Genomic DNA, 21,711 nt, shown 5'->3' on the forward strand with positions numbered 1-21,711 from the left:
GTTTTGCGAGAGACCTACGCGAGCTCGAGCAGGACGTGGCCGGACGAGACGGTCTGGCCGACGGGGGCGTTCAGCCCGGTGACGACGCCGTCCTTGTGCGCCTGGACGGGCTGCTCCATCTTCATGGCCTCGAGGACGACGAGCAGGTCGCCCTTCACCACGGTGTCACCCTCGGCGACCGCCAGCTTGACGACGGTGGCCTGCATCGGCGACGCGACCGACGAGCCCGAGGCAGCACGGCCGCCCTTGACGCCGGAGGACCGACGCTTCGGGGGAGCGGACGGCCCCGACGGACGACGGGCACCGCCGGCACCACCACCGACGACGGCGGGCATGGTCACCTCGATGCGCTTGCCCTGCACCTCGACGACGACCGTGTCGCGGGAGGCCGGGGCGGGCAGCTCCTCCGGGGATCCGCTCCACGCCGGGATGTCGTTGACGAAGTCCGTCTCGATCCACTGCGTGTAGATGCTGAACGGCTCGTCGTCGGACGTCGCGAACGCGGGGTCCGCGACGACCGCCCGGTGGAACGGGATGACGGTCGGCAGCCCCGCGACCTCGAACTCGGCCAGGGCACGACGTGAGCGCTCGAGTGCCTCCGCACGCGTCGAACCGGTCACGATGAGCTTCGCGAGCATGGAGTCGAACGAGCCGGACACGACGTCGCCGGAGACCACGCCCGAGTCGACGCGGACGCCGGGGCCGGACGGGGCGTTGAAGACGTGCACGGGGCCCGGCGCCGGGAAGAAGTTGCGGCCCGGGTCCTCGCCGTTGATACGGAACTCGAACGAGTGACCGCGCGGGGTCGGGTCCTCGTAGTCGAGCGTGCCGCCCTCGGCGATGCGGAACTGCTCGCGCACGAGGTCGATGCCGGTGACCTCTTCGGACACGCAGTGCTCCACCTGCAGCCGGGTGTTGACCTCGAGGAACGAGACCGTGCCGTCGGCGCCGATGAGGAACTCACAGGTGCCGGCACCGACGTAGCCGACCTCGCGGAGGATGGCCTTCGACGACTCGTAGAGCAGGGTCTGCTGCGCTTCGGTGAGGTACGGCGCCGGTGCTTCCTCGACGAGCTTCTGGTGGCGACGCTGCAGCGAGCAGTCGCGCGTGGAGACGACGACGACGTTGCCGTGCTCGTCCGCGAGGCACTGGGTCTCGACGTGGCGCGGCTTGTCGAGGTACTTCTCGACGAAGCACTCGCCGCGCCCGAAGGCGGCGATGGCCTCACGGGTCGCGGACTCGAACAGCTCCTCGATCTGCGACCGGTCGCGGACGACCTTGAGGCCGCGACCACCGCCACCGAATGCGGCCTTGATCGCGACGGGCAGTCCGACCTCGTCGGCGAACGCGACGACCTCGGAGACGTCCTGCACCGGCTCGATCGTGCCGGGGGCGAGGGGTGCGCCGACCTTCTCGGCCACGTGCCGCGCCGAGACCTTGTCGCCGAGGCGTTCGATCGACTCGGGCGACGGGCCGATCCAGACGAGCCCGGCGTCGATGACGGCACGGGCGAAGTCGGCGTTCTCGGCGAGGAACCCGTACCCGGGGTGCACGGCGTCGGCGCCGGAACGTCGGGCGACCGAGATGATCTTCTCGATGACCAGGTAGGTGTCGGCGCTCGTGGTGCCGTTCAGCGCGTAGGCCTCGTCGGCGAGGCGGGCGTGCAGGGCGTCACGGTCCTGGTCGGCGTAGACCGCGACCGATGCCTTGCCCGCGTCGCGGGCCGCTCGGATGATGCGGACGGCGATCTCGCCGCGGTTCGCGATGAGGACCTTGCTGATGCGGGGCATGGAACATCAGCGTATTCGTGTGCCGGGGTCGTGTTTTGACCGCCATCCACAAGAATCACCACCGGCTGCAGGTGGATGTCTACAGCACGGCGCGAGGTCTACTGCGCCCAGAGGTCGTGCCAGGCGATCCCGAACCCGCGCAGGAGCATCGAGCGGAGCACGGGCAGCGACAGGCCGACGACCGCGGAGGGCGCGCCGTCGATGCGGGTGATGAACGCAGCGGCGCGCCCGTCGATCGTGAACGCGCCGGCGACCTCGAGCGGCTCGCCCGTCGCCACGTACGCGTCGATCTCCGCGGGCGTCATGTCGTCGGCGAAGGTCAGCACGGCGCTGTCCACGGCGACGACCCGGTCACCGTCGACCACGAGCGCCGACCCGCCGGGCGCGACCGCGCCGAGTGTGACCGCGGCCACGGGGCGGACGGGAGGCTCGTCACCGGCCCGCACCGCGCCTCCCGGTCCGCCGCGCCGGTCCACGATGCAGTGCCCGCTCCACAGTGTCCCGCCGCCCGCGGCGAGCATCTGCCGCCAACGCTCCCGCGCGACCTCCGGGTCGTGCGGCTTGCCGTACAGGACCCCGTCGACCTCGAAGGCCGAGTCCCCGCCGAAGACGATGCCGTCGAGCTCGGCGCCGTCCGCGTCCGCCCGCTCGACCAGGCCGTCCGCGACCGCCGACGCCTTCGCCACCGCGAGCAGCGACACGAGCTCCGGACCGGTGAGCTCACGACCGATTCGGTCTCGCTCGGCCGCGGCCACGGCGTCCTCGTCGACCCCCGGGGAGACGAGCACCGGATCGATCCCGGACTGCGCCAACAGGGCGCGACGGGCGGGGGAGGTGCTCGCGAGGTACAGACGCATGGGAACATCGAACCATGGGTGAATCCGTCGGCACACTGCTCGAACTCGACGTCACCGGGATCGCCCACGGCGGCATCTCGGTGGCACGGCACGAGGGGCGCGTGGTGTTCGTCACGGACGCGATCCCCGGGGAGCGGGTCGTGGCCCGGGTGACGGAGGACCGGAAGAAGTCGTTCTGGCGCGCCGACACGGTGCAGGTCCTCGAACCGAGCGAGCACCGCGTGGACCACGTCTGGCCCGAGGCCGGCCTCGACCGCGACCCCGCAGTCCGCCCGGGTGGTGCCGAGTTCGGGCACATCGCCCTCGCCCACCAGCGGACCCTGAAGCGCGACGTCCTCGTCGACTCGTTCTCGCGGTTCGGACGCATCGACCTGGACGCCGTCCTCGGCGCGCCCGTCGTGGTGGAGCCCGCTCCCGGTGACGACGACGCGAACGGCCTCGGCTGGCGCACCCGGATCCGCCTGCACGTCGACGCCGACGGCACGCCCGGCCCGTTCGCCGCACGCTCGCACACCGTGGTGCCGGTCACCTCGCTCCCGCTGGCGACCGCCACCGTGCAGGGCTCAGCGCCGCTCGGCCGCGGATCGATGCCCGGCGCCGAGGTCGTCGACGTCCTCAGCCCGAGCGGATCCGGCGGCGCCCGCCTGGTCATCGACGCCCAGCGCCCCACCGTCGTGCAGGAGGTCGTCGGCGACCGGACGTTCGCGGTCGACGACGACGGCTTCTGGCAGGTGCACCGCCAGGCCCCCGCCGTCCTCACGGCGGCCGTGCAGGACCTCGTCGACCATGACCGGCTCGACCCGGAGGGCCAGCACCTCGACCTCTACGGCGGTGTCGGGCTCCTCGCCGCGGCGCTCGCCGACGTCGTCGGGCCCCGTGCCCGCGTGACGAGCGTCGAGAGCGCGACCCGTGCGACCGAGCACGCGCTCGAGAACCTGTCCGAGTGGATCGGTGCCCGTGCCGAGACCGGCCGTGTCGACCGGTGGCTCTCCCGCACCGTCGAGTCGGCCTCCCGTCCGGAGCGTGAGCGTTTCCGCGCCGGCACGATCGTGCTCGACCCGCCGCGTTCCGGCGCCGGTCGTGACGTCGTCGTGTCGATCGCGGCGCTGCAGCCGGCCCAGGTCGTCTACGTCGCCTGCGACCCGGTCGCGCTGGCCCGTGACGTCGCCACGTTCGCCGATCTCGGCTACCGCCTGGAGGCCCTCCGCGCCTTCGACCTCTTCCCGCACACCCACCACCTGGAGGCCGTGGCGCGCCTGGTGCCGGTCGCCTGAGCTCCGATGCGTGGTCGGCCCCTGACGGGTTCCGTGCCGGGGTACGAAGCTGAGGCTGACCTGGGTATCCTTGGAGTCGACGGCAACCGGGATCAGGGCCCGGTGCGTCGTCGGAACGAGAGGCAACCGTGGCAGACACCACCAGCACATCGACCGGCACGACAGGGACTGCCGGTACCGAGACACGGCCGGTCCGGGTCGCCATCGTCGACGACCACGAGTCGGTCCGACTGGGCATCCAGGCCGCGTGTCAGAACGAGGGGTTCGAGGTGGTCCTCACCGCCGCGAGCGTCCCGGAGTACATCGCCCAGCTCGGCGGTCGAGAGGTCGACGTCGTCGTCCTCGACCTGTCGTTGGGCGACGGCTCGACCGTGACCGAGAACGTCAAGGGCGTGCAGGGCACCGGCTCCGCCGTGCTCGTGCACAGCATCGCCGACCGCGTCGCGAACGTCCGCGAGGCACTGGCAGCAGGGGCTGCCGGCGTCATCCCGAAGTCGTCCGCGACGAAGACCGTGATGGCCGCCGTCGCGACGGTGGCACGGGGCGACGTGCTCAACAACCTCGAGTGGGCGAGCGCCATCGACGCCGACCGGGACTTCGCGAAGGCCCAGCTCGGTCGCCGCGAGCGCGAGATCCTGCACCTGTACGCATCGGGTCTGCCGCTGAAGCTCGCGGCACAGCAGCTCGGCATCGGCTACTCGACCGCACGTGAGTACCTGGACCGCATCCGGGTGAAGTACGTCGAGGTCGGTCGCCCCGCACCCACCAAGGTCGACCTGCTCCGTCGGGCCGTCGAGGACGGGATCCTGCCGGGTCTCGACTCGGGCATCGACCCCGACGGCGATGGTCGCTGACGCCTGGCGCGCCGGACGGTCCTCGTGACCACCGACGCATCGGCGGACGCCGGGCCGGCAGCGGCCCGGCGTCCGTCGTCCCCGGGAGCCGCCGCTCCGACGGGGGCCGGCCACGTCCGTGGCCATGAATGGGTCGACCCGTCGCGCTCCGTACGGGCCACGATCACTCAGGCTTCCCTCGACCGGGCGTTCACGATCCTGATGGCCATCGCCGCGATCGGGTTCGGCGCGGCGAACATCCCCGGGCTCCTCAAGCAGTTGCCCTCGCTCGACCCGTTCTGGGCGCCGGCGACGGCGATCGGGATGGCGCTCTCGCTCGTCGCGGTCGGGGTGTCGGCGATCGTGCAGCGGTGGTCCCAGGCAGCGCAGATCGTCTGCGCGTTGCTGTTCCTGGTCGCGCTCGTGACCTTCCCGTTGACGGTCCGCGAAGCACTGCCCGTGAACCAACCGCCGTGGCCGTGGTGGCTCTGCAACGTCGGCACGATCGCGGCGTCGCTGAGCTTCGCCACGTGGCGCGCCGCCGTGTACAACGCCCTCGTGCCGATCATCTACGTCGTGCTGCGGCTCTCGCCGGCCGGTGGCGCGGTCGGCGTCCAGCGGGCGCTCCTCGACGGTGCCTACACGGCCGTCCTCGGTATCGCGGCACTGATCCTCATCGTGGTGCTCCGGCGTGCTGCTGCCGCGGTCGATGTGGCCCAGGCCACCGCGGTGCGCCGGTACTCCCGGGCGATCCGCGAGCACGCGACGGAGGTCGAGCGTGTCCAGGTCGACGCCATCGTGCACGACAGCGTGCTGACCACGTTGCTCTCGGCCGCGCGCGCCGACACCCCCGACGCGAAGACCCTCGCGGCCCGGATGGCCCGGAACGCCATCGACCACCTCGCGGCTGCGGCCGCCGACGGGCCGGGGGAGGACCAGCTCGTGCCGTTCGACGTCCTGCGTGACCGCATCGTCGCCTCCGTGACGTCGCTCGGCGCCCCGGTGCAGGTCCGCAGCGTGCCCACGGCCGGTCCCTCGCTGCCGTTCTCGGCGGCGGACGCGCTCGCCTCGGCGCCACTGCAGGCGGCGGTGAACAGCGTCCAGCACGCCGGCGACGACGTCACCCGGTGGGTCACGATCGCCGCCGACGGTCCGTCCGTGCAGGTCGAGGTCGCCGACGACGGCACCGGGTTCGACGCGCACGCCGTCCCGGCCGAACGACTCGGTGTGCGTCGGTCGATCATCGAGCGGATGGCCGCGGCCGACGGTGAGGCCGACCTCCGGACCGCACCCGGTTCCGGCACCCGGATCGTCCTCCGGTGGCCGGCACTCGGCGCCGACGACGTGTCCGGTGCCGGTCCGGGCGACCAGCGGGAGGCACGCGCATGAGGGCCTCCGTCCCCGCCGGTGTCGCCATCGGCCTGGCCGCACTCTTCTCGCTGCTCCACCTGGTGCTCGCCGCCACGACGCTGCCGGGCACGTCGGCCGCCGCCGCTCCGGTCATCGCCTGCATGGTCCTCTACGCCGCCGCGACCGCGCTCGCGCTCTTCGTCCGTGGTCCGGTCCTGCCGGTCTGGGTGGCGTGGTTCGCGCTCGCCACCGCGGTCGTGATGCCCCTGGTGTGTTCGACCGTCGTCGACCTGCGGGTGGCACCGACGTACTCGACGTGGTGGATCGCCGCCGTGGGGACCCTGATGGTCGTGCTGGCCGTCCGGCAGCGCGGGCGGTTCGCCTGGGTCGGGGTCGCCTTCTGCACGGTGCACTCCGTCGCCTGGGCTGGCCTCGGGGCGCTGGGCGAGCTCGGCGCGCTCGGCAACGTGATCTGGCTGTCGGTGGCGACCGGGTTCGCGATCGCGATGAGCCACGCGAACCGGATCACCCGTGACTTCGTCCGCGCGGAGCAGGAGACCGTCGACTGGCAGGCGGCGCAGGACGCACACGTGTCGGAGCGCCAGGTCCGGCTCGGCCAGACGACCCGCATGGCGCTGCCGATGCTCCAGCGCATCATCGACACCTGCGGCGGTCTCGACGAGGACGAGCGTGCGGAGAGCCTGCACCTGGAGCAGGCGATCCGCGACGAGATCCGGGGCCGCTCGCTGCTGTCCGACGACGTCCGGGCAGAGGTGATGCGTCTGCGCCGTCGGGGAGCGGTCGTGCAGCTGCACGACGACGGGGGGTTGGACGACCTCGAGACCGTCGAGCAGGAGCGTGTGCACGCGGAGCTCGCCGACGCACTCCGGCGTGCGTACGAGGCGGACGCCGACAACGTGATCGTCCGGACCGTGCCGGACAACGCCGACTCCGCCGTGACGGTCGTCGGCCTGCGCCTGGACGCGGCGGAGAGCGAGTCCGCGGCGCTCGGAGCGGCGGACGACGACGAGGAGGACGACGGGAACTCCGTCGCACTGTGGCTCGAGATCGACCGGTACGCCGCACAGGCCTGACCGCACGGGCCTGACCGCACGGGCCTGACCGCACAGGCCTGACCGCACAGGCCTGACCGCATGAGCCTGACCGAGCGGGCGGACGCGATGTCGACGGACACCCCGGAAACGGGGAACGGGCCGGTCGGAGCTACCGACCGGCCCGTTCGCGACCCGAGTCAGAGCGACAACCCGAATATCGCCCTGACTCGTCTCGGCGGTGGCTTCGTACCCTAGTCGGCCACCGACCGGCGATGCACTTCAACGAAGAACACCGAACACCGACAATGATGCCAACAGCACCAGGGGGTGTCAGTCGTCATTTCGGGGGACAATTCGGCCGATCTGGGACCGATCCCCGTCTGTGCGACCCCCGAGTGAGGGGAGACCGAACGGTGCGTCCGCAGCGTGGTGACGTCGACACCGGTCGGTATCGAACGGGGTACAGCTCGGAGCCCGGGTGTGACCGGTGGCGGATGCGGGCCGGGTCAGCGGAGTGACCGGCTCCACGAGCCCTGGTGGAGCGGTTCCCGCATGCCCCGCGCCGACCGCGTCCAGCCGTCGCGCGGTGCGGTCTCCGCCTGTGCGCGTCCGGCCGCGGCGGCCTCGTCGGCCTGGCGCTGCAGGACCGCGACGACCGCGGCCAGTTCCTCCGGGGACGGGTCGCCGCCCACGACCCGCACGTCCGCGACGGACGCGGACGCGGAGGCGGAGCCGTCGGCCGGACCTGCGGCAGCGTGGCGCGGGCTCACAGGGGGATGTTCCCGTGCTTCTTCGGCGGCAGGCTGGCACGCTTGCCGCGCAGTGCCCGCAGCGCCTTGATCACCGCGACCCGGGTGGCGTGCGGCTGGATGATGCCGTCGAGTTCGCCACGTTCGGCCGCCAGGTACGGCGACGCGACGTTGTAGGTGTACTCGTTGGCGAGCTTCGTGCGGACCGCGGCGACGTCCTCGCCGGCTTCCTCCGCACGCTTGATCTCGCTGCGGTACAGGATGTTCACGGCACCCTGGCCGCCCATGACCGCGATCTCGGCCGTCGGCCACGCGAGGTTGATGTCCGCGCCGAGCTGCTTCGAGCCCATCACGATGTACGCGCCGCCGTAGGCCTTGCGGGTGATGACGGTCACGAGCGGGACGGTGGCCTCGGCGTAGGCGTAGAGCAGCTTCGCGCCACGGCGGATCACACCGGTCCACTCCTGGTCGGTGCCGGGGAGGTACCCCGGCACGTCGACGAGCGTCAGGATCGGGATCCCGAAGGCGTCGCAGAAGCGGACGAAGCGCGCGGCCTTCTCGCCGGCGTCGATGTTCAGCGTGCCGGCCATGGCCTGCGGCTGGTTCGCGATGATGCCGACCGTGCGGCCCTCGACCCGACCGAAGCCGATCATGATGTTCGGCGCGAAGAGCGGCTGCACCTCGAGGAACTCGGCGTCGTCGACGACGTGCTCGATGACCTGGGTGACGTCGTACGGCTGGTTCGTGGAGTCCGGGATGACGACGTCGAGCTCGCGGTCGGCGTCGGTCGTCTCGAGCTCCGGTGCGACGTCGTACGTCGGCGGGTCGGACAGGTTGTTGTCCGGCAGGAAACCGATGAGCGAGCGCGCGTAGTCGAGCGCGTCGGTCTCGTCCTCGGCCAGGTAGTGCGCGACACCGGAGACCGCGTTGTGGGTCTGCGCGCCGCCGAGCTCCTCGAAGCCGACGTCCTCGCCCGTGACGGTCTTGATGACGTCGGGGCCGGTGACGAACATGTGGCTGGTCTTGTCGACCATGATCACGAAGTCGGTGAGGGCGGGGGAGTAGACGGCGCCACCCGCGGCCGGGCCCATCACGATCGAGATCTGCGGGATGACGCCGGAGGCCGCGGTGTTGAGGCGGAAGATCTCGCCGTACTTGCCGAGCGCGACCACGCCCTCCTGGATGCGTGCGCCGCCGGAGTCGAGGATGCCGATGATCGGCACGCCCGTCTTCAACGCGTGCTGCATCACCTTGACGATCTTCTCGCCGGCCACCTCGCCGAGCGACCCGCCGAAGACCGTGAAGTCCTGCGCGTAGACGGCGACCTGGCGGCCGTGGATCGTGCCGTGGCCGGTGACGACCGCGTCGCCGTACGGACGCTTCGACTCCATGCCGAAGGCGTGGGTGCGGTGGCGGACGAACTCGTCGAGCTCCACGAAGGAGTTCTCGTCGAGCAGCTGCTCGATGCGCTCGCGGGCCGTCATCTTGCCCTTGGCGTGCTGCTTCGCGATCGCGGACTCGCCTGCGGCGGTCACGGCTTCGTGGTACCGGTCGCGGAGGTCAGCCAGACGGCCGGCGGTCGTCGAGAGATCGGGGGTGTCTCCTGTGGTCACCCGCTCACCCTACCGGCGGTCCGGGACGCGTCCGTTGGGGGACCCCCACGGTTCCGGGCCGTAGGTTTGCGTGCATGTCCACACCGGTCGCCCCCGAACTCGCCTCCGCTCGCGCCGCCGTCGAGGCCGCCGGCGCGACGATGACGGTGCTGCCGACGACCGGGTCGACGAACGCCGACCTGCTCCAGGAGGCGCCGGACCTGGCTTCCGGCAGCGTCGTCGTGACCCTCGACCAGACCGCCGGACGGGGACGGCTCGACCGTTCCTGGGTGGCCCCGGCCGGTGAGACCCTCGCAGCCAGCGTGCTCGTGCGCGCCGACCTCGACCCGCGTGACCGGGGGTGGCTGCCGCTCGTCGCCGGCGCCGCCGTCCGCGACGCCGTCGTCGACGCGCTCGCGGGCATCGACGCAGATGCGGACGCCGACACCGCTCGTCGGGTCCTCGTGAAGTGGCCGAACGACGTCCTCGTCGACGGCCGCAAGGTGAGCGGTGTGCTCTGCCAGGTCGCCGCCGACGGGTCCGTCGTCGTCGGCGTGGGCGTGAACCTCACCATCCCGGCGGCCGAGCTGCCGACCCCGACCGCGACCTCCCTGCTCGTCGCGGGCGCCACCGGACCGGCCACGACGCTCGCCGACACCGTCCTGACGGGCCTGTGGACGGGCCTCCGGGAGGCCGTGGCCGGGCTGGTCGCCGGCGGTGCGGCCGCCGACGCGGTCCGGTCCCACGTCCGCGCCGTGTGCGGGACCGTCGGCCAACGCGTGCGGCTCGAGCTGCCGGACGGGTCCACGGTCGAAGCCGATGCGACCGGCGTCGACGACGACGGCCGGATCACGATCCGGGACCGGACCGGCGCCTCCAGGGGCGTCGCGGTGGGGGACGTCACCCACCTGCGGTATGCATGAGCCCATGACGGACGAGCCTGCCCCCGAGCTCGTCGTCGCCCGGCTCCGGCCGCATGCCCGGCGGCTCGTCCGCCCCGCCGTGTTCGTCATCGTCGTCGCGGCCGCCGGCGGGTTCGGGTTCGGGGTCTTCCGGGCGGAGCTCGCCTGGCTCAACGTGGTGGTCGCGGTCCTCGTCGTCGTGCTCGTCCTGCTCGGCGGGGTGGTGCCGCTGCTGCGCTGGATGTCCGAGCGGTACGTCGTCACGACCCGTCGGCTCGTCGTCTCGCACGGTCTCGGCACACGGACCCGGCGGGAGCTCCTGCACTCCCGGGGGTACGACGTCACCGTGCGGCGGCAGGGCGCGCAGGGTCTCTTCCGGTCCGGGGACGTGCTCGTGTTCCCCGGCGACGACCCGGCCCTCGTGCTCGGCGACGTCCCGCACGCGGACCTCGTCGTCGCGGTGCTGCACGACCTCGTCGAGGCGCACGAAGCCCGCCGCCGGCACCGGGAGCCCGACTGGGACGACATCGTCCGTGGCACCTCGCGGCACGACCGCTAGCCGTCCTGCGGGGAACCGCGCGGGTTCTTGCGGTTCACCGTCACCACCATCGGGCGACGAGCCGGTACCGTCATCCCGTGCGTATCTCTGTCATCGGCTGCGGTTACCTCGGTGCCGTCCACGCCGCCTCCATGGCCAAGCTCGGGCACGACGTCGTCGCGGTGGACGTCGACCCGGGGAAGATCGAACGACTCGCGGCGGGCGAAGCCCCGTTCTTCGAGCCCGGTCTGCCCGAGATCCTGACCGAGGCACTCGCCTCCGGCCGGATCCGGTTCACGACCGACATGGCGGAGGTCGCGGGTTCCCGCGTCCACTTCGTCGCCGTCGGCACCCCGCAGGGTCCGACCGGTGCCGCTGACCTCAAGTACGTCGACGCCGCCGTCGCCTCGCTCACCGAGCACCTGTCCGCCGGCGACTTCGTTGTCGGCAAGTCGACCGTCCCGGTCGGCACCGCGGCCCGTCTGGCCGAGGGCGTCAGCGCTGCGGTCCCCGGTGCGACGCTCGTCTGGAACCCCGAGTTCCTCCGCGAGGGCTTCGCCGTGCAGGACACCATCGCGCCGGACCGCCTGGTCTACGGCGTCCCGGCCGGGCCCGAGGGCGAAGCGGCCGTCGCCGCCCTCGACGAGGTCTACGCCGTCGCGCTCGCCGAGCAGACCCCCCGACTCGTCGTCGACCTGGCGACCGCGGAACTCGTGAAGGTCAGCGCGAACGCCTTCCTCGCGACGAAGATCTCCTTCATCAACGCCATGGCCGAGATCGCGGAGGTCGTCGGTGCCGACGTGACGGCGCTCGCCGACGCCATCGGGCACGACGCCCGCATCGGTCGCAAGTTCCTCAACGCCGGACTCGGTTTCGGCGGTGGGTGCCTGCCGAAGGACATCCGGGCGTTCCAGGCGCGTGCGGACGAACTCGGGGTCGGCGAGTCGCTCGCGTTCCTCGCCGACGTCGACGCCATCAACCTGCGTCGTCGGGCCCACGTCGTCGACCTCGCCACCACGGCACTCGGCGGCGACGTCACCGGCAAGCGCGTCGCGGTCCTCGGGCTGGCGTTCAAGCCGAACTCCGACGACGTCCGGGACTCCCCGTCGCTCGACATCGCGGCCCGTCTGCACGAGCAGGGCGCCGTCGTCGCCGCGTACGACCCGGAGGCGACGGGCACCGCCGGTCGTCTGCACCCGGAGCTGGACTACGTGGGTTCGGCGATGGAGGCGCTCACCGGCGCCGACCTCGTGCTGGTCCTCACCGAGTGGAACGAGTTCCGTGAGCTCGACGCCACCGCGGTCGCCGCGGTCGTCGCGTCCCCGATCGTCATCGACGGGCGCAACTGCCTGGACCGCGATGCCTGGCGTGCGGCCGGGTTCGCCCACCACGGCATGGGGCGCTGACGGCATGGGGCGCTGACGGCCTCACGGCCTCACGGCCTCACGGCCTCACGCCCTGACGGCCTGAGCACCGGCGGACGGCCGGGTGGACCAGCGGTCCGCCCGGCCGTCCGCCGTTCCGCCGGGCCGGCATCGCGGCCGTCCGGCATCCCGTCCGGGTCAGGCGGAGTGGTCACCACGGGCCGCGGCACGGAGCACGTCGCGGTAGCGGGCGCCGATGCGCTCGGTCGCGTACTCGGCCGCCGCGTGGACCGCACCGTCCTGGTGGCGTGAGCGGGCGTCCTCGTCGGTGAGTTCCCGGACGAGTGCCGCGCGGAGGGCGTCGACGTCGCCGGGAGCCACGAGGAGGCCCGAGACGTCGTCCCGCACGACCTCCCGGATGCCGGGCAGGTCGCTGGCGACCACGGCCGCGCCGACCGCCGCGGCCTCGAGCAGGGTCACCGGCAGGCCCTCCTGATCGCCGTTGGCGGCGGCCACCGACGGCAGTGCCACGACGGTGGCGGAGGCGAGCGTCGCGAGCACCTCGGACTTCCCCCGCTGGCCCAGGAACGTCACGGGCAGGCCGGCGGCCTGCCGCTCGAGCCGCTCGCGCCACGGCCCGTCCCCGACGACGGTGAGCGACCACGGGACGTCCTCGACGCCGCGGAGCGCCTCGATCAGGTTCCCGAAGCCCTTCTTCTCGACCAGCCGCCCGACCGCGACGACGTGCCCGGGACGACGCGTCGCCTGTCCCCGTGCCGCGCGGGCCGGACCGAGGTCGACGCCCATCGGGATCACGCTCGACCGGTCTTCCGGGACGCCCCACTCGGTGAGCCGCTCGCGCATCTCGTCGTTCACGGTCGTCACGTGGGCGGACCGCCCGAACACCCACCGCTTCAGCCGGACCAGCGGTGCGGCGCGGAGGGCGTAGACGTCCCCGCCGTGGGTGGTCACGACGAGGGGGACGCCCGGTGCCGCGAGGGCAGCGACGAACGCCTGCGGGATCGCCCAGTGGGCGTGGATCACGTCGGGGCGTCCGGCGCGCACGGCGCGGCGGACGGCGAAGTACTGGGCGACGACGAGCGCGGGCACCTGCACGATGCGCTTCCGGTCGGCCTTGAGGTTGTCGAGGATCGCGCCGTCGGCCAGGTCCTCGAAGCGGCGCGGGAAGTACGGGAACCGGCGGACCCGCACCCCGTCGACGGTCTCGGAGCGTGCGGCCCCGGCGACGCGTGGGGTCAGCACCGCGGTGTCGAACTCCACCGCCTCCTGCCGCGCGAGGTCGAGCACGAAGGCGGGGACGCCGTCGTCCGCGTGCGACGGGAACGTCGACGCGAGCACGAGCAGACGGGGCCGGGTGGTGGCCGTGCGGGCGGGTGCGGACATGGAGGGACCTCCCGGTCGTCGGACGATCGCGGTCGGGCAGCCCTGGTCGGGTTGGTACCCTGCTGGAGGCCCGCGGCGCGACCGGTGTGCGGCGCGGCCGGACCCGGAGCAGGAGACCCGTGCGCGTACTCATCCACAATAGCGATTCGCCCCACAACCGCGGCGACCGGGCGATCCTCGCCGGGAACATCGAGCTCGCCCGCCGTCGCTGGCCGGGCGCTGAGATCGTGTCGCTGTCGCAGTACCCCGACCGGGACGCCGAGTGGTTCGGCATCCGGTTCCTGCCGATCTCCCCGTACAGCACCGGGATCGGCGACCTGTTCCTGCTGCTGCGTGCCGCCCGGACCGCCGATGTCGTCCTCTGGGGTGGCGGCGAGATCCTCAAGGACTACACGAACAAGCTCGGCCTCGTGTACTGGCTGCTGAAGTTCCTGCTCGTCCGCCTGGTCAACCGCCACGTCGTGGGGGCGTTCCAGGGCATCGGCCCGACGTCGGCGACGATCAGCAAGCGCCTCATCCGCGCGACGGTGGACCTGACCGAGGTCTTCATCGTCCGCGACGAGGAATCGCGCGACAAGCTGCTGTCGTGGGGCGTCCGGACCCCCGTCATCTCGTCGTTCGACCCGGCGGTCGTCGGGACGGTGACCACGCCCGACGCCGATGTGCTCGCACGCCTCGAGCGCACGACGGGGCTCACCGCGGACCGGCTCGACGGCTCGATCGGCATCGGCGTCCGACGGTGGTTCCACTACAAGCGCAGCGGGTGGATCCCGTTCCGCTTCATCCCGAAGGCACTGCGCCGCTCCCAGACGGAGTCCGACGACCTCGTCACGTACCGGGCGGCGCTCGCCGAGCTGGTCGACACCGTCGTCGAGCGGTGGGACGCCGACGTGGTCTTCTACCCGATGCACATGGAGGCGTCCGAGGGTGACGCCGCGTTCGCCCGCGAGGTCATCGCGGCCATGCGCCACGGCGACCGCACCTTCGTCGTGGAGGCCGACGAGTTCTCGCCGGCCGAGTACGCAGGACTGATGTCCCGCAGCCGGCTCTTCATCGCCAGCCGCCTGCACTCCGCCATCGTCGCGACCATCGCCGGTGTGCCGGCCACGGTGCTGTACTACGTGGACAAGGGCCGCCTGTTCTTCGAGCAGATCGGTCAGCAGCGCTACGCGCGGCCGATCGAGGACGCCCTCACCCCGACGTTCGTCGCCGACGTGGTGGCGTCGCTCGAGGACCTCGACGAGCACCGCGGTCGGGTCGTCACCGACCTCGCCACCGGCGTCGCCCGGATGACGGACGCGCTGCACGCGGACTTCGCGCGCGGGACCGAGCGCAGCGCGTGAGCCCCACGACGAAGAAGGTCCTGCGGCGGGTCGTCCCGATCGCCTTCTACCTGCTGCTCGCCCTCTTCCTGTTCCTCTACATCCGGGGCGTCGACTGGGCGCAGCTCGCCGACATCCGCTGGAACTGGTGGTGGGTCGCGGTCGCGACGGTCATCAGCCTCGGCTTCCGGTACTGGGGCGTCGGCATCTGGTTCTTCCTGCTCCGACGACTCGGCGCGACCGGCCTGCAGGGCAGCGGCGTCGCCCTGACGTTCGTCTACGCGAAGTCGTGGATGGGGCGGTACATCCCCGGTGCGGCGACCTGGATCATCGGCAAGGTCTACTTCGCCTCGAAGCACGGGGTGTCCCGTGCCCGGCTCGGTGTCAGCGGGTTGCTCGAGGGGGCGTTGCAGATCGCGGCGACGCTCGCGCTCGCGCTGGTCCTGCTGCTCATCGACCCGCGGACGCACAACCTGGACCCGTGGATCATCGTGCTGATGATCGTGGCCTTCGTCGGGTGCGTCGTCTGCCTGGTGCCGAAGGTGTTCGTCTTCCTCATCAGCACCGCGCTGCGGATCCTCCGCCGGCCGCCGCTCGACGCCGACGTCGCCCCGAGCCTCGGCACCGTCCTCGGCGGAGCCGGGCTCTACGTCGCCGGTGCCGTGCTCTCCGGGGCCGCGTACTACTTCATCACGCTCGCCGTGTACCCGTCCCTCGCCCCGACCGACGCGACCTTCGTGATCGGTGCCGCCAGCATGGCGTCGGCGATCAGCATGCTCGCGGTCTTCGCACCGGGTGGGCTCGGCGTCCGCGAGGGCGTGCAGGCGCTGCTCCTGGGCCTCGTGATGCCCGTGCCGATCGCCCTGGTCGTCGTGGTCGTCACCCGCGTCTGGAGCCTCGCCGTCGACGGCCTGTTCCTGCTCACGGCGGCCGTCCCGACGTGGTTCGCGCACCGCCGCAGCGGTGACGAGGCCGGCTCCACCGAGGTGGAGCCGGCACCCGGGCACTGACGGGTCAGCCGCGCGGGGCGACCGGTCGGCGCTCGTCCGCGACCGGCACCGCGCCTCCTGTCCGGACGACCGCGACGACCGTCACGGCGAGCCCGACGAGCACCAGCAGGACCAGTGCCCCGACGAGGACGGGCGGCACCGGTCCGAGCGCCTCGTAGCGCGTGATCCCCGCGGCCGTGAGCGGACCGCGGGCCGCGTTCCAGAACCAGCTCGACGCGACACCGAGGCCGTACAGCCCGACCGCGGGCAGCGCGATCGCGAGACCCACCGCCACGGCGTCGCGACCGCGGGAGCCCGCCGCCGGAGCCAGACGACCCCACGCCACCGCACTGAGCGCGATCAGGCAGACGATCGCCGGGAAGTAGTAGCGGCCCTGGGTCGCCGCGACCTCGGTCGTCGTCAGGTAGGCGTGCGCACTCGTGTACGTCTGGATGCCGATGAGCAGCGCCGGGAACACCGCGAGCACGAGGACCTCCCGACGTCCGGCGCCACGACGGAAGGCGAACACGACCACGGCGACGAGGGCGACCAGCGTGAGCAGGCTCGTCAGCAGGTCGCCGATGCTCACCTGGGCCTTGATGCCCGGGCTGCCCCAGAACGTCCGCGCCAGGGTGCCCCAGCTGACGTCGAGGAAGTGGGCGAGGGTCGGGTGCTCGCCCGGTGGGAAGTCCTTCGGCGGCCGCATCGCCGTGTAGCCGTTCGGTTGGACCTGGCCGGAGGTCAGCAGGTTGTGCAGCCACCACCAGGCTCCGACCACGGCCGCGATGCCGAGGGTGACCACGGTCCGCACCACCCGGCGGGTCAGCGGCAGCACCCCGGCCCCGGCGACGAGGACGACGAGCGCCACGAACGGGATCGCGGGCAGCCCGGTCCCCTTGATCCAGATGAGGGCACCGAGCGCCACCGCGAGTGCGACCGTCGTCCGCCACCGGAGGTCGCCCGTGAGCAGGCGGACCGACAGCCAGACGACGATGCCGGCGACGAGCATCACGGGGGCGTCGTTCGACACCGACGACGCGATGGAGGCCAACTGCGGTGTGGCGAACAGGGCCAGTGCACCGACGACCGCGGCCCGGGGCGATCGTGTCAGGCGGCGGACGGACGCCCACGTCAGCAGGGGCAGCAGGGTGACCGCGGCGACGTCGACCAGGCGGAGCACCAGGACCGCGTGGTCCCACCGCAGGTCGGCGAAGTGCACGGCCTTCAGCACGAGTGCTCCGACGAGGTACGCGGTCGGCGGGTGCTGCGTCATCTGGTCGACCGTGCTGGACTCACCGGGTGCGCCGGCGAGCAGCTCGGCGAAGTCGGACCACTCCGCCTTCGGCAGCGTCGCCTGCTGTCCCGCGGCGGCCTGCACGGCGTTGAGCACGTGCATCTCGCCGGGCGCGACCCACGCGTCCCCGATCGCCAGGTGCACGGTGGCGTCGATGTGCGCCGTCTCGTCCGGTGCCTGGAAGACCGGGACGACGAGCGCCCAGACGAGCAGCCACAGGCCGAAGGTCACCGTCACGACGGCGACGGCGATGCGCTCCCGACGTGTGGTCGGAGGGGCGTCGGCACGGCGTCCGGTCGTCGTCAGCACCGGGCCATCCTACGGTCGCCGGTCCGCGCGGGGTGTCCTGTGTCCGTAGAGTTGTGGCTGGTCCGGGCACCGGGCCGGGACGCGGAAGGAACGCACAGGATGGCATTGCGAGTCGGAGTCGTGGGCGGTGGGCAGCTCGCTCGGATGATGGTCCCCGCGGCCGTCGAACTCGGTCTGGACATCCGGGTCCTGGCAGAGGGACCGGACATGTCCGCGTCGATCGCCGCGACCGCGGAGGGCGACCACCGTGACGCCGCGACCGTCCTCGCGTTCGCCCGGGACGTCGACGTCCTGACCTTCGACCACGAGCACGTCCCGCAGGACGTCCTCCGCGCGCTCGTCGAGGCCGGGGTCGCCGTGCACCCGGGGCCGGACGCCCTCGCCGTCGCCCAGGACAAGATCGTGATGCGCACCCGCCTCACCGGACTCGGGGTGCCGGTGCCGGACTGGGCCGTGGTGCACGATGCGGACGAGCTGCGCGCGTTCCTCGGCGAGCACGGCGGGCGAGCCGTCGTGAAGACGCCCCGCGGCGGGTACGACGGCAAGGGCGTGCGCGTCGTCGACGACCCGTCCGACGTCGACGACTGGTTCCTCGCCGTCGCCGAGGCCGGTGCCGACCAGGCGCTGCTGGTGGAGGAGCTCGTGCCGTTCACGCGCGAGCTCGCGCAGTCCGTCGCCCGTCGTCCCTCCGGCGAGGTCGTCGCGTGGCCCCTGGTCGAGACGGTCCAGCGCGACGGCGTCTGTGCCGAGGTCATCGCGCCCGCACCGGGCAGCGCCGGACGACTCGCGGACGCGGCGGAGTCGCTCGCCGTCCGGATCGCCGAGGAGCTCGGCGTCACGGGCGTGCTCGCGGTCGAGCTGTTCGAGACCGACGACGAGCGGATCCTGGTCAACGAGCTCGCGATGCGTCCGCACAACACGGGGCACTGGTCGATCGACGGCGCCACCACGAGCCAGTTCGAACAGCACCTGCGCGCGGTCCTCGACCTGCCGCTCGGCGCCACCGGCATGCACGCGCCCGCCGCCGTGATGGTGAACGTCCTCGGCGGACCCGCGGACGGCGACCTGGCGGGCCGGTACCCGGCGGCGCTCGCCGCGTTCCCGGAGGCGAAGTACCACTTCTACGGCAAGGCGCCCCGGCCGGGGCGCAAGGTCGGGCACGTCACGGTCACCGGGTCGGACGTCGACGACGTCGTCTACCGGGCGCGGGCGGCGGCGGCGCACTTCGACGACTGACCGCGTCGGACCGGTCGCGGGGACGTCGACGGGCCGGTCGACGGTCCGCCGGTCGGCCGACACCCGGGTGGGTGGCACCCGCTCTGGGAACTCGTCACGGCGGTCGGCGGGTGGTGCGATGGTCGGGTCCGATCCGTCGTCCCTGGAGCCGTTCCCGTGTCCCGCCCTGCCGCTGTCCCCGTCCCTCCCGTCCGACGCGGCCTGCGCTCGGCGTCGCGGGTCACCGCGCGGCTCGCGGCACTGGTCGTGACGGTGGTGACGTCGGCCCTGGTGGTCGGTGTCGTCGCCCCGTCGAGTCCCGCGGACGCGGCCACGACGGACGTGCGCACCGCGACCTCGACCCAGCTCTACGGCACCGGGCCGTACCTGTCGCCGACCAGCGAGGCCGCGAAGAACGCGACGGCCCTGCGGACGAGCGACCCGGCCGGCTCCCGCGCCGCGGCGACGATCGCCCGGCACCCGGTCGCCACGTGGCTCGGGGAGTGGGCCACCGGCTCGCTGCTGACGAAGACGATCGACTCCGCGACCGCCGGTGCCGCGGCCTCGGGGACGACGGCGGTGTTCGTCGTCTACGCGATCCCGGACCGCGACTGCGGCGGCTACTCGGCCGGGGGCTTCGACGAACGGACCTACGACAGCTGGATCGACCAGGTCGTCGCCCGTGTCGCCGGGAAGCGTGCCGCCGCAGTCGTCGAACCGGACTCCCTCGCGATGCTGAGCAACGCGGCGTGTACCGCCTCGCTCGACGAGCAGCGGTACCGGATCCTCTCGCGGACGGTCGCGGCCTTCACGGCGGCGGGGGTGCCGGCCTACCTCGACGGCGGGAACTCGAACTGGGTGCCGCCGGCGACGATGGCCGCGCGCCTGCAGCGGGCCGGCGTGCAGCAGGCCCGGGGGTTCTCGACGAACGTCGCGAACTACTACCCGGTGGCGCAGGAGCAGGCGTACGCCCAGGAGGTGTCGGCGCTGACCGGCGGAGCGCACTACGTGATCGACACCTCCCGCAACGGACAGGGGTGGCGCGGCACCTGGTGCAACGCACCCGGGGCGGGGCTCGGCGCGACGCCACGGGTGGTCGACGACGGCACCGCGGCGGACGCGCTGCTCTGGGTGAAGACCCCGGGCGCCAGCGACGGCACGTGCAACGGGGGTCCGGCGGCGGGCAAGTGGTACTCGGCGGCGGCACAGTCGCTGGTGGCGAAGGCCGCGCTCGCGCTGCCGGTCGACACCGGGGTCGTCGGCACGGTGGACACCGTCGTCGGCGGGCTGGCCGGCGTCCGGGTCACCGGGTGGACCGCGGACGCGGCTGCCCCGACCACGTCGCTGCCCGTCCAGGTCTGGGTCGACGGTTCGCCCGCGGGCACCGGCACGGCCGACCGTCCGCGGCAGGACATCGCCGACGCGTACGGCACCGGCGCGGACCACGGCTACGACCTGGCGGTGGCCGCGCCGGCCGGGCGCCACGAGGTGTGTGTCGGGACGATCTCGGTCGCCGGAGCGACGTCGCGCCTCGGGTGCGAGACCACGGACGTCGCCGGCCACGACCCGGTCGTCGTGCTGGACGGCGCGGCGGTCTCCGTCGGTGGCATCCGCGTGCGGGGTCGTGCCGCTGACGCCGACGACCCCACGGCCACACTGAGCACGACGCTCCTGGTGGACGGTGCGGTCGTCCGGACGACGGCGGCCGGTCGTTCCCCGCGGGACGTCGACGCGCTGCCGGGCTTCGGTGCGGCGCACGGCTTCGCCGCCGTGGTCCCGGCCGGTGCCGGGACCCACACGGTCTGCGCCCGTGCGGTGTCGGTCGGCCCCGGGGTGGACACCACCGGGACCTGCCGCCGGGTGTCCGTCCCCGCGAGCGCCCCGCGTGCTCGGCTCGAGCAGGTCGCGTCGGCGAGCCACCGGCGGGTGACGGTGAGAGGCTGGGCCTTCGACCGGGAGCGCACCGACCGCGCCACCACCGTCGTGGTCCGGGTGGCCGGACGGCCGGCCGTGCGGATCGTCGCGGACGACGTCCGGGACGACGTCGACCGGTCCTACGGGGTGGGGGTCGACCACGGGTTCTCCGCCGTGGTGCCGGCCGTCAGCGGGCAGCGGTCGGTGTGCGTCTCGGTGCGCGGGATCGGTGCGGGCGGCGACCGCTCCCTCGGCTGCCGGACCGTCCGCGTCCGCTGACGGGCGTCCGCCGCCGAGCGGCACGGTCCGCCGCTGAGCAGCACGGTCCAGCTACCAGCCACCAGCCACCAGCCACCGGCCACCGGCCGCTGGCGTCCGCGGACACACAGCGACGATCCGATCCGATCCGACCCGGCCCGCGGCTAGGCTCGTCGCGTGACCGACACCACCGCCGCACCGCTCGTCTCGATCATCATGGGGTCCGACTCGGACTGGCCGACCATGCGCGCCGCCGCCGAGACCCTCGACGCCCTCGGCATCCCGTACGAGGCCGATGTCGTCTCCGCGCACCGCACACCCGACAAGATGATCCGGTTCGGACGGGGAGCTGCGGACCGCGGGATCCGGGTCGTCATCGCCGGCGCCGGCGGTGCCGCCCACCTGCCGGGGATGGTCGCCTCGGTCACGACCCTGCCCGTGATCGGCGTCCCGGTGCAGCTCGCCCGGCTCGACGGCCTCGACTCCCTGCTGTCGATCGTGCAGATGCCCGCCGGCATCCCGGTCGCGACGATGGCCATCAACGGCGCCGCCAACGCCGGGCTCTTCGCGGCCCGGATCATCGGCTCGACCGACCCGGTGATCGCGGCCGCGCTCCGCGACCACGCCGCCGACCTGGAGCTGATCGTGGAGCGGAAGGCACAGGCGCTCCGCGACAGCCTCTGAGGCAGGTCGGCGCCGGGG

The 21,711-nt window shown here is 72.8% G+C and carries 18 protein-coding genes; 12 read left to right on the top strand and 6 right to left on the bottom strand.

What is annotated here, in order from left to right; translation table 11 throughout:
- Positions 1 to 14: 14 nt before the first annotated feature.
- A complete protein-coding gene (locus E9228_RS14160) occupies positions 15 to 1,790 on the bottom strand; it encodes an acetyl/propionyl/methylcrotonyl-CoA carboxylase subunit alpha (protein WP_166781171.1) in 1,776 nt (591 codons plus the stop codon).
- 98 nt (positions 1,791 to 1,888) lie between these two features.
- Positions 1,889 to 2,647 (bottom strand): Maf family protein, encoded by a 759-nt coding sequence (locus E9228_RS14165; protein ID WP_166781172.1) that lies wholly within the window; start codon positions 2,645 to 2,647, stop codon positions 1,889 to 1,891.
- 14 nt (positions 2,648 to 2,661) lie between these two features.
- On the opposite strand from E9228_RS14165, the gene E9228_RS14170 reads away from it, so the two are divergent.
- From E9228_RS14170 to E9228_RS14185, 4 genes are all read left to right on the top strand, one after another.
- Positions 2,662 to 3,921, top strand: coding sequence for a class I SAM-dependent RNA methyltransferase (locus E9228_RS14170; protein WP_166781173.1), 1,260 nt, complete (start codon positions 2,662 to 2,664; stop codon positions 3,919 to 3,921).
- Positions 3,922 to 4,049: 128 nt separating this feature from the next.
- A complete protein-coding gene (locus E9228_RS14175; protein ID WP_425248382.1) occupies positions 4,050 to 4,775 on the top strand; it encodes a response regulator transcription factor in 726 nt (241 codons plus the stop codon).
- A gap of 201 nt (positions 4,776 to 4,976) precedes the next feature.
- Entirely contained in the window at positions 4,977 to 6,143 is a 1,167-nt protein-coding gene (locus E9228_RS14180) for a sensor histidine kinase (protein ID WP_166781174.1), read from the top strand.
- On the top strand, positions 6,140 to 7,198 hold the full coding sequence (locus E9228_RS14185) for a hypothetical protein (protein ID WP_166781175.1): 1,059 nt from the start codon (positions 6,140 to 6,142) through the stop codon (positions 7,196 to 7,198). The genes E9228_RS14180 and E9228_RS14185 overlap by 4 nt, the downstream gene beginning before the upstream one ends.
- Positions 7,199 to 7,665: 467 nt before the next feature.
- On the opposite strand, the gene E9228_RS17175 is transcribed toward E9228_RS14185, so the two are convergent.
- Positions 7,666 to 7,929 carry an acyl-CoA carboxylase epsilon subunit gene (locus E9228_RS17175; RefSeq protein ID WP_166781176.1) on the bottom strand — a complete coding sequence of 88 codons (264 nt, stop codon included), beginning with the start codon at positions 7,927 to 7,929 and terminating at the stop codon, positions 7,666 to 7,668.
- Positions 7,926 to 9,521 (bottom strand): carboxyl transferase domain-containing protein, encoded by a 1,596-nt coding sequence (locus E9228_RS14195; RefSeq protein WP_166781177.1) that lies wholly within the window; start codon positions 9,519 to 9,521, stop codon positions 7,926 to 7,928. The genes E9228_RS17175 and E9228_RS14195 overlap by 4 nt, the downstream gene beginning before the upstream one ends.
- A gap of 74 nt (positions 9,522 to 9,595) precedes the next feature.
- On the opposite strand from E9228_RS14195, the gene E9228_RS14200 reads away from it, so the two are divergent.
- From E9228_RS14200 to E9228_RS14210, 3 genes are all read left to right on the top strand, one after another.
- Complete coding sequence (locus E9228_RS14200; protein WP_166781178.1) at positions 9,596 to 10,423, top strand: biotin--[acetyl-CoA-carboxylase] ligase; 828 nt, start codon at positions 9,596 to 9,598, stop codon at positions 10,421 to 10,423.
- A gap of 4 nt (positions 10,424 to 10,427) precedes the next feature.
- On the top strand, positions 10,428 to 10,961 hold the full coding sequence (locus E9228_RS14205) for a PH domain-containing protein (protein WP_166781179.1): 534 nt from the start codon (positions 10,428 to 10,430) through the stop codon (positions 10,959 to 10,961).
- 77 nt (positions 10,962 to 11,038) lie between these two features.
- Positions 11,039 to 12,346, top strand: a complete 1,308-nt coding sequence (locus tag E9228_RS14210) for a nucleotide sugar dehydrogenase (protein ID WP_166781180.1) — start codon at positions 11,039 to 11,041, stop codon at positions 12,344 to 12,346.
- Between the two features lie 156 nt (positions 12,347 to 12,502).
- Here E9228_RS14210 and E9228_RS14215 read toward each other — a convergent pair whose 3' ends face one another.
- Positions 12,503 to 13,708: a glycosyltransferase gene (locus tag E9228_RS14215; RefSeq protein WP_166781181.1), complete on the bottom strand. Its 1,206-nt coding sequence runs from the start codon at positions 13,706 to 13,708 to the stop codon at positions 12,503 to 12,505.
- A gap of 119 nt (positions 13,709 to 13,827) precedes the next feature.
- Here E9228_RS14215 and E9228_RS14220 point away from each other — a divergent pair, with 119 nt between their 5' ends.
- Both E9228_RS14220 and E9228_RS14225 read left to right on the top strand, forming a co-directional pair.
- Positions 13,828 to 15,051 carry a polysaccharide pyruvyl transferase family protein gene (locus E9228_RS14220; RefSeq protein WP_166781182.1) on the top strand — a complete coding sequence of 408 codons (1,224 nt, stop codon included), beginning with the start codon at positions 13,828 to 13,830 and terminating at the stop codon, positions 15,049 to 15,051.
- Positions 15,048 to 16,040 (top strand): lysylphosphatidylglycerol synthase domain-containing protein, encoded by a 993-nt coding sequence (locus E9228_RS14225; protein ID WP_166781183.1) that lies wholly within the window; start codon positions 15,048 to 15,050, stop codon positions 16,038 to 16,040. Before E9228_RS14220 ends, E9228_RS14225 begins: the two co-directional genes overlap by 4 nt.
- 4 nt (positions 16,041 to 16,044) lie before the next feature.
- Here E9228_RS14225 and E9228_RS14230 read toward each other — a convergent pair whose 3' ends face one another.
- A complete protein-coding gene (locus tag E9228_RS14230; RefSeq protein WP_166781184.1) occupies positions 16,045 to 17,622 on the bottom strand; it encodes a DUF2142 domain-containing protein in 1,578 nt (525 codons plus the stop codon).
- A 99-nt stretch (positions 17,623 to 17,721) separates the two neighbouring features.
- On the opposite strand from E9228_RS14230, the gene E9228_RS14235 reads away from it, so the two are divergent.
- The 3 genes from E9228_RS14235 to purE all read left to right on the top strand — a co-directional run bounded on the left by E9228_RS14235 (position 17,722) and on the right by purE (position 21,693).
- Entirely contained in the window at positions 17,722 to 18,858 is a 1,137-nt protein-coding gene (locus E9228_RS14235) for a 5-(carboxyamino)imidazole ribonucleotide synthase (protein WP_166781185.1), read from the top strand.
- 156 nt (positions 18,859 to 19,014) lie between these two features.
- On the top strand, positions 19,015 to 21,030 hold the full coding sequence (locus E9228_RS14240) for a glycoside hydrolase family 6 protein (RefSeq protein WP_166781186.1): 2,016 nt from the start codon (positions 19,015 to 19,017) through the stop codon (positions 21,028 to 21,030).
- A gap of 156 nt (positions 21,031 to 21,186) precedes the next feature.
- Positions 21,187 to 21,693: a 5-(carboxyamino)imidazole ribonucleotide mutase gene (purE, locus tag E9228_RS14245; RefSeq protein WP_341849899.1), complete on the top strand. Its 507-nt coding sequence runs from the start codon at positions 21,187 to 21,189 to the stop codon at positions 21,691 to 21,693.
- Positions 21,694 to 21,711: the final 18 nt, after the last annotated feature.

The organism is Curtobacterium salicis, assembly GCF_011759505.1.
In the GTDB taxonomy this organism is placed as follows: domain Bacteria; phylum Actinomycetota; class Actinomycetes; order Actinomycetales; family Microbacteriaceae; genus Curtobacterium; species Curtobacterium salicis.

Excerpts from the sequence above, each read along its gene's own strand:
- E9228_RS14170 (WP_166781173.1), top strand. The coding sequence starts at position 2,662 with ATGGGTGAATCCGTCGGCACACTGCTCGAACTCGACGTCACCGGGATC.
- E9228_RS14165 (WP_166781172.1), bottom strand. The coding sequence starts at position 2,647 with ATGCGTCTGTACCTCGCGAGCACCTCCCCCGCCCGTCGCGCCCTGTTG.
- E9228_RS14205 (WP_166781179.1), top strand. The coding sequence starts at position 10,428 with ATGACGGACGAGCCTGCCCCCGAGCTCGTCGTCGCCCGGCTCCGGCCG.
- E9228_RS14200 (WP_166781178.1), top strand. The coding sequence starts at position 9,596 with ATGTCCACACCGGTCGCCCCCGAACTCGCCTCCGCTCGCGCCGCCGTC.
- E9228_RS14185 (WP_166781175.1), top strand. The coding sequence starts at position 6,140 with ATGAGGGCCTCCGTCCCCGCCGGTGTCGCCATCGGCCTGGCCGCACTC.
- E9228_RS14235 (WP_166781185.1), top strand. The coding sequence starts at position 17,722 with ATGGCATTGCGAGTCGGAGTCGTGGGCGGTGGGCAGCTCGCTCGGATG.
- E9228_RS14180 (WP_166781174.1), top strand. The coding sequence starts at position 4,977 with ATGGCCATCGCCGCGATCGGGTTCGGCGCGGCGAACATCCCCGGGCTC.
- E9228_RS14215 (WP_166781181.1), bottom strand. The coding sequence starts at position 13,708 with ATGTCCGCACCCGCCCGCACGGCCACCACCCGGCCCCGTCTGCTCGTG.
- E9228_RS14160 (WP_166781171.1), bottom strand. The coding sequence starts at position 1,790 with ATGCCCCGCATCAGCAAGGTCCTCATCGCGAACCGCGGCGAGATCGCC.